12 protein-coding genes are annotated in these 12,147 nt (G+C 69.0%); 3 read left to right on the top strand and 9 right to left on the bottom strand.

Annotation, left to right across the window (positions count from 1 at the left end):
• Positions 1-32: 32 nt before the first annotated feature.
• Positions 33-338 (bottom strand): divalent-cation tolerance protein CutA, encoded by a 306-nt coding sequence (gene cutA, locus QT196_RS25195; RefSeq protein WP_290355747.1) that lies wholly within the window; start codon positions 336-338, stop codon positions 33-35.
• A 328-nt stretch (positions 339-666) separates the two neighbouring features.
• On the opposite strand from cutA, the gene QT196_RS25190 reads away from it, so the two are divergent.
• The 3 genes from QT196_RS25190 to QT196_RS25180 all read left to right on the top strand — a co-directional run bounded on the left by QT196_RS25190 (position 667) and on the right by QT196_RS25180 (position 2,496).
• On the top strand, positions 667-756 hold the full coding sequence (locus QT196_RS25190) for a tryptorubin family RiPP precursor (RefSeq protein ID WP_217366279.1): 90 nt from the start codon (positions 667-669) through the stop codon (positions 754-756).
• Positions 757-833: 77 nt separating this feature from the next.
• Complete coding sequence (locus QT196_RS25185; RefSeq protein ID WP_290355746.1) at positions 834-1,892, top strand: cytochrome P450; 1,059 nt, start codon at positions 834-836, stop codon at positions 1,890-1,892.
• Between the two features lie 157 nt (positions 1,893-2,049).
• Positions 2,050-2,496, top strand: a complete 447-nt coding sequence (locus QT196_RS25180; RefSeq protein ID WP_290356718.1) for a GNAT family N-acetyltransferase — start codon at positions 2,050-2,052, stop codon at positions 2,494-2,496.
• Between the two features lie 116 nt (positions 2,497-2,612).
• Here QT196_RS25180 and QT196_RS25175 read toward each other — a convergent pair whose 3' ends face one another.
• The 8 genes from QT196_RS25175 to QT196_RS25140 form a co-directional block, all read right to left on the bottom strand.
• Positions 2,613-3,032, bottom strand: coding sequence for a cytidine deaminase (locus QT196_RS25175; RefSeq protein WP_290355745.1), 420 nt, complete (start codon positions 3,030-3,032; stop codon positions 2,613-2,615).
• Positions 3,029-4,309, bottom strand: coding sequence for an ABC transporter permease (locus tag QT196_RS25170; protein WP_190144072.1), 1,281 nt, complete (start codon positions 4,307-4,309; stop codon positions 3,029-3,031). Before QT196_RS25170 ends, QT196_RS25175 begins: the two co-directional genes overlap by 4 nt.
• Positions 4,306-5,448: an ABC transporter permease gene (locus tag QT196_RS25165; protein WP_235468334.1), complete on the bottom strand. Its 1,143-nt coding sequence runs from the start codon at positions 5,446-5,448 to the stop codon at positions 4,306-4,308. The genes QT196_RS25170 and QT196_RS25165 overlap by 4 nt, the downstream gene beginning before the upstream one ends.
• Before the next feature lie 23 nt (positions 5,449-5,471).
• Positions 5,472-7,028 carry an ABC transporter ATP-binding protein gene (locus QT196_RS25160; protein WP_211117412.1) on the bottom strand — a complete coding sequence of 519 codons (1,557 nt, stop codon included), beginning with the start codon at positions 7,026-7,028 and terminating at the stop codon, positions 5,472-5,474.
• 218 nt (positions 7,029-7,246) lie between these two features.
• Entirely contained in the window at positions 7,247-8,278 is a 1,032-nt protein-coding gene (locus QT196_RS25155) for a BMP family ABC transporter substrate-binding protein (protein WP_168481089.1), read from the bottom strand.
• Positions 8,279-8,525: 247 nt separating this feature from the next.
• The gene (locus QT196_RS25150; protein ID WP_168481088.1) at positions 8,526-9,797 is read right to left on the bottom strand and encodes an amidohydrolase; all 1,272 of its coding nucleotides are present in this window, start codon (positions 9,795-9,797) and stop codon (positions 8,526-8,528) included.
• A 138-nt stretch (positions 9,798-9,935) separates the two neighbouring features.
• The gene (locus QT196_RS25145) at positions 9,936-10,955 is read right to left on the bottom strand and encodes a hypothetical protein (RefSeq protein ID WP_168483961.1); all 1,020 of its coding nucleotides are present in this window, start codon (positions 10,953-10,955) and stop codon (positions 9,936-9,938) included.
• A 220-nt stretch (positions 10,956-11,175) separates the two neighbouring features.
• Positions 11,176-12,102, bottom strand: a complete 927-nt coding sequence (locus QT196_RS25140; RefSeq protein WP_168481087.1) for an N-acetylneuraminate synthase family protein — start codon at positions 12,100-12,102, stop codon at positions 11,176-11,178.
• Positions 12,103-12,147 lie beyond the last annotated feature (45 nt).

Raw genomic sequence — 12,147 nt, 5'->3', positions numbered from 1 at the left:
GCCGAGGTACTGGAACTGGCCCGGGCGTGAGGTCAGTCCGGTGCCGTGGTCGTTTCCAGCCAGTGCAGGTAGCCATTCACCCCGGCAACGATCGGAACTGCGGCAACTTCCGGGTTCTGCCAGGGGTGATGCTTCAGCAGATGCGCCTCGACCTCGTCGTGCCGATCGGCGCGGACCTTGAGGACGAGTGGCCATTCCTCGCCCGAGCCGAGCTCGCCCTGATGCCAGAACACCGACCCCACCGGGCCGACGATCTGCGCCCCGGCTGCGAGCCGTGCCGAGACGACCGACTGCGCCGGCTTCATCGCCGCTTCACGTTCTCCGTGTCGGAGAGCCACCGCGCTGGAGCCGGGACCGGATGCCTTCGACGGGCCCTACAGAACATGTCCATGTCACAACATACATGGCCAAACCACCCCATTCGGCGCCAGTCGCTCCCTTTCGATGCCCGCATTGGGTGTCAATGGATGGATTAGCAGTGATTTGCCGAGATGTGAATACGGATGAATTCGAAACGTGAATGAGGCAATTCAGGTAGTGATGTGGATCACTTGACACATTCACCGGTTAGGTCTTCACTTTCCGCAGCAGTTGAAATGAATGCCGGGAATTCTGACCGGTATCGGCATCTTCTGCCGTCGAATAAGTGTCTCGTTCACCGCACAAATGGAGGTGCTCATGAAACTCGTTCGCATCGTCAAGAAGTTCCGTCCGGAAAAGAGCCTCAAGGCGTACGCCTGGTACGGCTGGATTTAATTAGACAGCTTCCCTGCCGGACTCGCGTCGGTCAGGAATCCTGGCCGACGCGAGCTGCCTACCCACGGAGTTCATCCATGCCTATGCACCGCGTCGGCGGGAGCGGTCGGGTCATCGAGTTCGCACCGAGAATCGATGAACTGTTAAGTCGTTATCGTGGTGCGTCGCTTTTCCGTCTGGAGCCCGACACGATCGGTATATCCGGCGCCGATCTGATGGACAGCTTGCTCCATAGCAGGCCGGCCAACGCGGAGGAGAGGCCCACCTTCAAACCCGTCCAGGGGCGGCTCGTCGCCCGTACCGATGCGTCCACCTTTATGCAAGCCGTGGGCTCGGACGTGCGAAACGCGCTGCAACGTCCCCTCGATGAGGCGGTCGACCTGACCGGCCGGTGGCCGCATGTGGCGCATGTTTACCTGCGGAATCTCGTTTTCGGAAACGAACGTCTGCGATTCCGGGTTCTGGTCGACCGCAGGCTGGAGTTGACACCGAAACTGACCTGGTCGGCCGTCGCCTCCGGTGCCGCTTTGTTGGGCAAGCCCGGGCAGGGCGTGCCGCTGTCAAAACTGGCCGCTCTCGTGCTCGATTCCAAGACCTACAGTGACCGGCGCTATGCCATGTACCTGTATCGGCGGGTGGCAGCACCGGTGTGCTTCACCGTATCCGCGCTGGTCACCAACGCCCTGTGGCTCGGGGCTCCGTTCAGCGATGACGTATCGAATCGGAACATCCTCCTTGAGGCACTCCGACTGCTTCCCCCCTCATGGAACATCTTGCGAATGGCTTCTCCGGAGTTCTCGGACGTGGACGCACGGATCGGCCCGAAAGACGATGTCCTGTTGCTTCCCCTGCTGAGCCACCGCGACCCCAAGCTCTGGGACGAACCCGACGCGTTTCATCCCGACCGCTGGGAAGAGCTGGACGGAGACACCCACCCCGGATATCTCCCCTTCGGCCACGTAAGCGAACGATGCTGGGGCCGGCATATGGTCCTGCCCCTGGCCGAACGGCTCCTGGACATCGTGCGCCGGGACGGACTGGTGGTGAGTCCGAGCCAGACCAGGGGGAAGGTCGAACTCGACGGATTGCTCGAAGTGTCCGAAGTGCAGATGACTCGACCGATGGCTCGACCGTGACGGCCTGACCATCCGTCCCACCTGAACGGCCGCGACGACACGAGTTCGACCTCAGTAGCCCCTGTGCCCGCCCGGCCCCTTCATGCGGCTGCCACAGACGTTCGGCGGCGTGGCAAACGGAGTTGACGTGCGGAAGGGACTCGGGTCTTCTGCTGCGATGTCTGATCTTCGTATTCAGCGGCCGGATGGCGACGACGCCCTCAAGGACTGGCAGCACGTCCACAACACGATCATTCCCACCCACCTCCTTTCGCTGGAGGAGGTGCGGGAGCGGGCACAGCGTCACCACTTGGAGGTCGCGTATGCCGGTGACGAACTCATCGGATGCAGCACGGTGCGCCCGCCTGCCGATGACACGCTGACGGTGACCGTGATCGCCCGCGTGCTGGAAGCTCATCGTGGTCAGGGGTTCGGGGAGGAGCTCTATGCGCGCGGGCTCAGCCGGGCGCGGGAGTTAGGTGCCGAAGTGATCGAGACCGTGGTCCTGTCCTCCAACGAGGACGGGCTGCGATTCGCGCGGAAGCTCGGGTTTGTCGAGACCGAGCGCTATCTGTTGCCGGGGGACAGCATTCCCTGGATCGACCTGCGTCTTGCCCGGTCCTGACGCCTCTGAAGCGTTCGGGCCTCTCAGCAGGGCGACGGTCGAGCTGGTGGTGCCGGGTGCGGTGGGTGCCGGGGGTGGGTGGCGTACCGCAGACCCCCATCAGCCCACCGCTCCCGTCACCCCCTCAGATGCCCCGGCCCGAACGCATCCGGCAGCAGCTCCGAGAGCGGGCGAATACCCGCCGCCGTGTCCACCAGGAGGTCGGCGCCGCCGTGTTCCCACAGCAGTTGGCGGCAGCGGCCGCAGGGAACGAGCAAGTCGCCCGCCCCGTCCACGCAGGTGAAGGCGGTCAGGCGGGGGGCGGGGCCGCCGTTGTCGGACCGACCCGCGAACAGTTCTGAGACCAGGCCGCATTCGGCGCAGAGAGCGAGGCCGTATGAGGCGTTTTCGACGTTGCAGCCGGTGATGGTGCGGCCGTCGTCCACTAGGGCGGCGGCGCCTACGGGGTAGCCGGAATACGGGGCGTAGGCCCGGGACATGGCGTCCCGGGCCTGCGCGCGCAGTGCGGTCCAGTCGACCGGCACCGGTGGTGTCATGTGCCTTGTCCTCGGCGGTAGGGCTTGCCGTTCGCCTTCGGCGGCCGAAGCCGCTGGGAGAAGAGGGCGAGTACCAGCAGGGTGGCGATGTACGGGCTCGCCTCGACCAGTTCGAGCGGAACGGTGTCGGCCAGGAAGTACCAGATGACCAGGACGGCGGCGGCTATCCCGGCGACCACACCCTGGGTGCGCTTGGCGGCACGCAGCCGGAGCAGGGCGAGCACCGCGAGGAGCGCGGCCAGGCCCAGCAGCAGGGCGTGGACGGTCGGGCCGCCGCTGCGCAGCTGCATGGCGTCCATGAAGCCGAACAGGCCCGCGCCCATCGCGACGCCGCCCGGCCGCCAGTTGCCAAAGATCATCGTGGCGAGACCGATGTAGCCACGGCCGCCGGTCTGGCCGTCCTGGAAGAAGTGCACCCCGATGGAGAGGAAGGCACCGCCGAGGCCGGCCAGGGCGCCGGAGACCAGCACCGCCGCGTACTTGTACGAGTAGACGTTGACACCCAGGGTCTCGGCCGAGATCGGGGCCTCGCCGCAGGAGCGCAGCCGGAGCCCGAACGAGGAGCGCCACAGCACGAAGAAGGTGCCGATGAACAGGCCGATGGTGAGCAGGGTCAGCCAGGAGACGTTGGTGACCGCGGCGCCGAGGATGCCGGCGACGTCGGAGACCAGGAACCAGTGGTGGCCCTCCAGGGTGTTCAGCGCGTCCGACAGACCGGGCACGGTGAACGTCGGCATGTCGGGCATCGGCGGCGACTGCTTGTCGTTGCCGCCGGCCAGCATGGCCGCGCTGCCCTCCTGGCCGAACCACAGCGTGGCCAGGTACTGGGTGGCGCCGAGCGCCAGGATGTTGACCGCGACACCGGAGACGATGTGGTCGACGCCGAAAGTGACGGTGGCGATGGCGTGGATGAGGCCGCCGAGCGCGCCGCCGAGGATGCCGGCCGCGGCCGCCGCCCAGGGACCGTGCTGCCAGCCGACCCAGCCGGCCGCGAACGAGCCGAGCATCATCATGCCTTCGAGGCCGATGTTGACCACGCCGGCCCGCTCGGACCACAGTCCGCCCAGACCCGCCAGGCCGATGGGCACGGCGGCGCTCAGGGCGGCGCCGAACTGGCCGGTGGAGGTGAGGTCACCGGCGCCGGTGACGGCCCGGAGGACGGAGACGGCGACCAGCCCGACGGCGATGATCAGCAGGATCCACGGGTAGGTCAGCTTGCGCCGGCCACCCTTCCCGGGGACCGCGAGCTTCGTCGCGGTCTTGAGGTCCGTACTCACGCCGACACCTCCGGGTTGTCGCTCTTGTCAGACTTGTCGGTGTTGTTCGTACGGGACAGGGCGGCCAGCTCCTCGCCGACCTTGCGCTGCTGAAGGCTCAGCCCGTAGCGGCGCACGATCTCGTAGGCGATGACCACGCAGAGGACGATGACGCCCTGCATGACGCCGACGATCTCCTGGGCGTAGCCCTCGAACTCCAGCCGGGAGCCGGTGCGGTCGAGGAACGCCCACAGCAGGGCACCGAAGGCCATGCCGACGGGGTGGTTGCGGCCGAGCAGCGCGATGGCGATACCGGTGAAGCCGATACCGGCCGGGAAGTCCGTGCCGTACTGGAAGGACTCGCCGAGCAGGGTGGGCATACCGACCAGACCGGCCGCGGCGCCCGACAGCAGCATGCTGCACAGGACCATCCGCTTGACGCTGACCCCGCTGGCCTCGGCGGCCGGCTCGGAGGCGCCCACGGCGCGCAGGTCGAAGCCGAAGCGGGTGCGGTTGATCCCGAACCAGTACAGCGCACCGGCCAGGATCGCGATCACCACGAAGCCGAGGACCGGCTTGGGGTGGGTCGGGAAGGTGAAGAAGTGGCTCGATTCCGGCAGGAACTTCGTGTGCAGGAGGTTGCCGTCCTTGATGGCGAGGCGGCCGTCCTGGAGGAAGTAGCCGATGATCGACGCGGCGATGGCGTTCAGCATGATCGTGGTGATCACCTCGCTGACGCCGCGGGTGGTCTTCAGCAGACCCGCGATGCCCGACCAGATCGCGCCCACCAGCATCGCGATGACGATGAGCAGGATGATCTGGAGCGCGCCGGGGAGGGCGATGGCCCCGCCGACGGCGGCGGCCGCGAAGGCCGCCAGTCGGTACTGGCCGTCGACGCCGATGTTGAAGAGGTTCATGCGGAAGCCGATGGCGACCGCCAGCGCCGAAAGGTAGTACGGCACCGCCTTGTTGATGATCCAGACCTGGCTGTCGCTGTAGTGGCCGTAGTCGGCCATGATCCCGTAGGCCCGGAAGGGGTTCTCACCGGAGGCGAGGAACACCAGGGACGAGATCACTATCGCGGCGACGATGGCCAGGACGGGCGCGGCGATCGCGAGGATCACCTTGTCGCGGGTGGCGCTCTTGGCGATGGCGTCCACGGCGGGGTTCTTGGTGGAGGTGCTCACTGCTCGTCGCCCTCCTGCTCACCGGCGTCCTGCGACGCACCGTCTGCCGGTGCGCCGTCGTCCGGCGCACCGTCCTCCGACGCGCTGAGGTGGCCTCTGGCGGCACCGGTCATGGCGGAGCCCAACTCCTCCGGGGTGATGACGGCGGGGTCCGCGTCCGCGACCAGCCGGCCCCGGTACATCACCCGCAGGGTGTCGGACAGCCCGATCAGCTCGTCCAGGTCGGCAGAGATCAGCAGTACCGCCAGGCCCTCGCGGCGCGCCTCGCGGATCTGTTCCCAGATCTGCGCCTGCGCGCCGACGTCGACCCCGCGGGTGGGGTGGGCGGCGATCAGCAGCTTGGGGTGGTGGCTCATCTCGCGGCCGACGATCAGCTTCTGCTGGTTGCCGCCGGAGAGCGAGGACGCGGTGACCTCGATGCCGGGGGTGCGCACGTCGTACTGCTCGACGATGCGCTCGGTGTCCTTACGGGCGCCGGGGATGTCGAGGAGCTTGCCCTTGCTGTTGGGGCGCTCGGTGACATGGCCCAGGATGCGGTTCTCCCACAGCGGGGCCTCCAGCAGCAGGCCGTGGCGGTGGCGGTCCTCGGGGATGTAGCCGATGCCGCCCTCGCGCCGGGCGCGGGTGGAGGCGCCGGACAGGTCCGTGCCGTCCAGGGTGATCGTGCCGTGGTCGGGGCGGCGGGTGCCCATGACGGCCTCGACCAGCTCGGCCTGGCCGTTGCCCTCGACACCGGCGACGCCCAGCACCTCGCCCTTGTGGATGGTGAAGGAGATGCCGTCCAGAACGGTGCGGACCACGCCGTCGGAGTCGGTCGCGGACAGGTGCACGTCGCTGACGCGGAGCATCTCCTCGTCCGTGACGGTCGACTCGCGGGTCTCCGGCGACGGCAGTTCGCTGCCGACCATCAGCTCGGCGAGCTGCTTGGGGGTGGTCCCGGACGGCTCGACCGAGGCCACGGTGGTGCCGCGGCGTATGACGGTGATGTCGTCGGCGACCGAGAGCACCTCACCCAGCTTGTGCGAGATGAAGATGACGGTCAGGCCCTCGGACTTGAGCTCGCGCAGGTTGTCGAAGAGCGCGTCGACCTCCTGCGGGACCAGGACGGCGGTCGGCTCGTCGAGGATCAGCGTGCGGGCGCCGCGGTAGAGGACCTTGAGGATCTCCACCCGCTGGCGGTCGGCGACACCGAGGTCCTCGACCAGCACGTCGGGGCGGATGTTCAGCCCGTACGCGTCGGAGAGTTCCTTTATCTTCGCGCGGGCGCCGGCGCCGATGCCGTGCAGCTTTTCCGCGCCGAGAACGGTGTTCTCCAGGACGGTGAGGTTGTCGGCGAGCATGAAGTGCTGGTGCACCATGCCGATGCCGCGTGCGATGGCGTCGCCCGGGGTGTGCAGGGTGACCTGCTCGCCGCCCAGCGCGATGGTGCCCTCGTCCGGCTTCTGCATGCCGTAGAGGATCTTCATCAGGGTGGACTTGCCGGCACCGTTCTCGCCGCACAGGGCGTGGACGGTGCCGCGGCGCACGGTGAGATGGATGTCGTGGTTGGCCACGACGCCGGGGAACCTTTTGGTGATTCCGCGGAGTTCTACAGCGGGGGCGTCCGGGACGGCGGGGCCGCTGCTCGTGGATGCTGCGTTGATGGCGCACTCCCCTCAGGGATGAAGGAGCGGAAAGGACGGAAAGTCAGGGACCGGAAGGTCACAAGGGGGACGGTGGCTCGCCCCCGGGGTCCGGCGCTGCGGCGACCCGGGGCGGCGGCGGTCCCGGGCTACGGCGTCTCCTTGACCTTCACCTTGCCCTCGATGATCTTCTTCCGGGCCGCATCGATCTGCGGCTGGATGTCCTTGATGAACCCGCCCGAGGTGGCGAGCGACACCCCGCTGTGCTTGAGGTCGTAGGAGTGGATGCCGGTCAGCGGCTTACCGTCCTCGGCGCTCTTGATCAGGTCGAACACGGCCACATCGACGTTCTTCACGACCGAGGTGAGGATCCGGTTCTTGTAGCGGGCCAGACCCGGCTGCTGGTACTGGTCCGAGTCCACGCCGATCGCCCAGGCGCCCTTGACCTTGCTGATCGCCTCGATGGTCCCGGCGCCCGACTGCCCGGCCGCCGTGTAGATCACGTCGATCCCGCTGTCGAGCATGCCGCCGGCCTTGGCCTTGGCGGCCGCCGGGTCGTTGAACCCCTTGTCGTTGTTGGGGTACAGGTACTGCGAGGTGACCTTGGTCTTCGGGTCGGTGTCGCGGACCCCCTGCTCGAAGCCGGCCTGGAACTTCTGGATCAGCGCGTTGTTCACGCCGCCGATGAAGCCCACCTTGTGGTTCTTGCTCTTCAGCGCGGCCGCGACCCCGGCCAGATACGAGCCCTCGTGCTCGGCGAAGACCATCGCATCGACGTTCTTGCCCTCGGGCACGGCGTCCACGACACCGAAGGTGGTGGCGGGGAAGTCCTTGGCCACGTTCTGCACGGCCTGGCTGTAGGCGAAGCCGACGCCGATGACCGGGTTGTAGCCGGCCTCGGCGAAGGAGGTGAGCCGCTGCTCGCGGTCCGCCTCGGTCTCGCCGTTCTTGGCGGTGAGCATCTTGGCGTTGACGCCCAGCTTCTTGGTCGCGTTGTCCGCACCGCGGGCGGCCGCTTCATTGAACGAGTGGTCGTCCCGGCCGCCGATGTCGAAGGCCACCCCGACCCCCGCGTGTTTGGCGCGGTTGGCCTCGGCAAAGCTCTGACCGCACGCGGTGGCGGTGAGCGCGAGGCCCGCGGTGGCGGTGGCCGCGGCGGCAATCCTGATGACCCGACGCACGGGGCCTTCCCTTCGCTCGAAGCGCCCCCATTGGCGCTGGCTTGTCGGGAGATTAACGCGCGTAGACCTGGCGCAAAACCCTCCACTGCGTGGACGTTATCGATTCGAGGCGTAGGGCACCCGAAACGCAACACAGGCGGGCATGCCGCGCGGCCCGTCCCGGCAAGCTGCCGGAACGGGCCGTTATGGAGTCATTTCGGGCAGTGTCCCGCTATAGGGGCCCGGCCGGCACGGCGGGTGCGCGCGCTCAGTCCGCGAGGTCCCCGTCGAGGAGGGCCGCGCCGGTGAAGAGTTCGACGCCAACCTTGATCGCCTGCTCGTCCACATCGAAATCGCCGCGGTGCAGGTCCCGGTACGTGGGGTCGGCGGGCGGGTGGACGCCGAGGCGGGCCATGGCACCGGGGACGTGTTCGAGGTACCAGGAGAAGTCCTCGCCGCCGAGGGACTGCTCGGTGTCCTCGATGGCGCCCTCGCCTCGGCGGGCGGCCATCGCGGAGTGCAGCAGCTGGACGGTGACCGGCTCGTTGACCACCGGCGGCACCCCGCGGACGTAGGTGATCTGGGACTTCGCACCGTGCAGCGCGGCGACCTCGTCGATCGCCGCATGGACCAGGTCCGGGGCCTGCCGCCAGGCGTCGAGATCAAGACAGCGGACGGTGCCGGAGAGTTCGGCGTGCTCCGGGATGACGTTGCAGGCGTGCCCGGACGCCAGCCGCCCCCAGGTGACGGCCAGACCGGCGCGGGCGTCGACCCGGCGGGCCAGCAGCGCCGGTACGTCCACGGCGACCCGGGAGGCGGCGGTGACCATGTCGGTGGTCAGGTGCGGGCGGGCGGTGTGGCCGCCGGGTCCGTCCAGCTCGACCTCCAGCCGGTCGCAGGCCGAGGTGATCGCTCCCGTACGGAGCCCGATCCGGCCGGCGTCGACGCGCGGGTCGCAGTGGACGGCGAGGATCCGGCCGACGCCCTCCAGGGCGCCGGACTCGATCGCGTCGGGGGCGCCGCCGGGCAGCACCTCCTCGGCGGGCTGGAAGAGCAGGCGCACGGGGCGCGGCAGGGCGCCGGTGCGGGCCAGCTCGGCCAGGACCAGACCGGCGCCGAGGACGACGACGGTGTGCACGTCATGGCCGCAGGCATGGGCGCGGCCTGCGACCGTCGAGGCGTAGTCGACGTTCTTGGTGTCCGGGATGGGCAGCGCGTCGATGTCCGCCCGCAGCGCCAGCAGGGGGCGGTCGGGGGCGGTCGCGGCCGCCTGCCCGTCGGCCATGGCGTCCCGGGTGCCGATGTCGCAGATCAGGCCGGTGCCGGTGGCCAGTACCCGGGGCCGCAGACCGGCCCGCTCCAGCCGTTCCTTGATCGCCGCGGTGGTCCGGAACTCCTGGTTGCCGAGTTCCGGGTGCCGGTGCAAGTCGCGCCGGAAGGCGCTGAGTTCGGCACGCAGTGCCTCGGGAAGGGCGCCGGGGAGCTGATCACCGGCGGGGGTACGGGCGGCGCTGACCTCTCGGGACTTCACGTGGTTCACCCGTGGAAGGTTACGGGCCCTAAGGGGGCAACTGTCCTTCGATCAACAAAAGTTCAGCCCGTTAGGGGAAGAAAATCAGGCCGCTCGGCGCATGGATGGTTTATGCGACGGGTATGCAGTAAGGCTTCCCGCGCTCCTTCATCCGGCGGCCATCGGCTGGGTGAAGGGCAGTCGCTGCACGTCGCGGGCGGTGCCGGTGACCCCGTCGAGGAACCCCTGGGCCCGCGGTGAGGCGTTGGCCGTCAGCCACTCCGGATCGATGTCGCAGACCGCGACCTTGACCTCCGTCCCCCGCAGCGCCAGCGGCAGGGTGTGCACCACGGTGGAGGGGAAGCTGACGATCAGCCGTCCGATGGGCCCGCGCCGGGCGATCAGTTCGAGCGGCAGATCGGGCCGGACGATCTCCAGCCCGGTCTCGACCACGAGCCGGCGCAGCTTCTCGGTGCTCTCCTTGCGGTGCGCGAAGTAGCGGGTGGCGCCGTGCGTACGGGCCAGGCTGCCGACCGCCGCCAGATAGCGCTCGGTGTCCACGACCCCGGTCTCCACCAGCGAGGTGCCGACGATGTCGGCGGCGCGGGTGAGCCGGGGCGGGCCGAAGCGGCCCCGGGTCCAGGCGAACTCGTTGGTGGTGACCTCGACGCCCGGGGGCGCCTCGACGGGCATCGAGCTGAACAGGCCGACGGTGCGCCGCCCGCCCTCGGGAGCCGGGGTGAGCCGGCGCCGGGCGGTGGCGGAGAACGGGGCGAAGATCAGGTCCCGCGCGCCGCGGCCGCTGCCGCTGCGGTGCCAGCGCACCAGCTTTTCCCCGCGGGCGAGTTGGGAGATGAACTCCATGGTGGCGGTGCCGTCGTCGACCACGACCAGATCGCGCGCCCTGGCGAGGGAGAGCAGCAGCTGGACGTAGCGGGAGAACGGGTCGCCGATGACGACGCGGCGGGCGCGGCGCAGCAGCGGGGTGAGGCCGCCGATGGTGCGCATCGGCGCGGTCGGGCCGCCGCGGGCCTCCTCCCAGCGCACCGTATGGCCTTCGTCGCGGGCGAGTTCGGCCATGCGCCGCAGCTGGCCGCGGGTCATGGGGTCGTGCGGGGAGAGCACGACGACGGTGAGCCCGGTGGCCTGTGCCGTGTGCGCCCACTCCAGGACGTTCAGCAGCTGCACCGGGCTCTCGACGAACGCGAGGGTGCCGGTGTCCCGGGCGCCCGTACGCGGCTCACCGGAGCGTGCGGTCCGGTGACGCTGCCGCGGCACCCCCCGGAGACGACGGGCGGGAGGATCCGTCGTCTCCGGGGGCGGAACCTCGGCGCCGGGCGTGCCGGGCACGGCGCGGGTCCCTTCGGGTGTGGTCACCTTGGCTCCCGTCGGTTCGTCGGCCGGGCGGTCAGACGGCGGCCGGCTCGGCGGCCTCGGCCTCGGCGACCACGCCGGTGACGCGGCGCAGCTTCTTCATCGGGCCGAGCTCGCTCTCGTAGACCTTCTTGACGCCGTCACCGAGGGACTCCTCGATGGTGCGGATGTCGCGGACCAGGCGGGTCAGGCCGCCGGGCTCGACGGAGGCGGCCTGGTCGGAGCCCCACATGGCGCGGTCGAGGGTGATGTGGCGCTCGACGAAGGTGGCGCCGAGGGCGACCGCGGCGAGGGTGGTCTGGAGACCGGTCTCGTGGCCGCTGTAGCCGATCGGGACGTTCGGGTACTCGTCCTGGAGGGTGTTGATCATGCGGAGGTTGAGCTCCTCGGCCTTGGCCGGGTAGGTGCTCGTGGCGTGGCAGAGCAGGATGTTCTCGCTGCCCAGGACCTCGACGGCGTGCCGGATCTGCTTGGGGGTGGACATGCCCGTCGAGAGGATGACGGTGCGGCCGGTGGCGCGCATGGCGCGCAGCAGCTCGTCGTCGGTGAGCGAGGCGGAGGCGACCTTGTAGCAGGGCACGTCGAACTTCTCCAGGAAGGCGACGGACTCGACGTCCCACGGGGAGGCGAACCAGGCGATGCCGCGCTTCTTGCAGTACTCGTCGATGGCGCGGTAGCCGTCCTCGTCGAACTCCACGCGGTGGCGGTAGTCGATGTAGGTCATCCGGCCCCAGGGGGTGTCGCGCTCGATCTCCCACTGGTCACGCGGGGTGCAGACCTCGGGGGTCCGCTTCTGGAACTTCACCGCGTCACAGCCGGCGTCGGCGGCGGCGTCGATCAGCGCGAACGCGTTCTCCAGGTCGCCGTTGTGGTTGATGCCGATCTCACCGGTGACGTAGACGGGGCGGCCGGGGCCGGCCTCGCGGTTGCCGAGGTTGCGGAGGCGGGAGTTGGTGCTCATGGGGAGGTTCCTTCGCGTTGATAAGGGGGTGTGTGGAGGTGGGGT

This window comes from Streptomyces sp. P9-2B-2 (assembly GCF_030406865.1).
GTDB lineage: Bacteria > Actinomycetota > Actinomycetes > Streptomycetales > Streptomycetaceae > Streptomyces > Streptomyces platensis.
The sequence above is the reverse complement of the archived record's forward strand: the minus strand, read 5'-3'. Positions and strand labels throughout refer to the sequence as shown.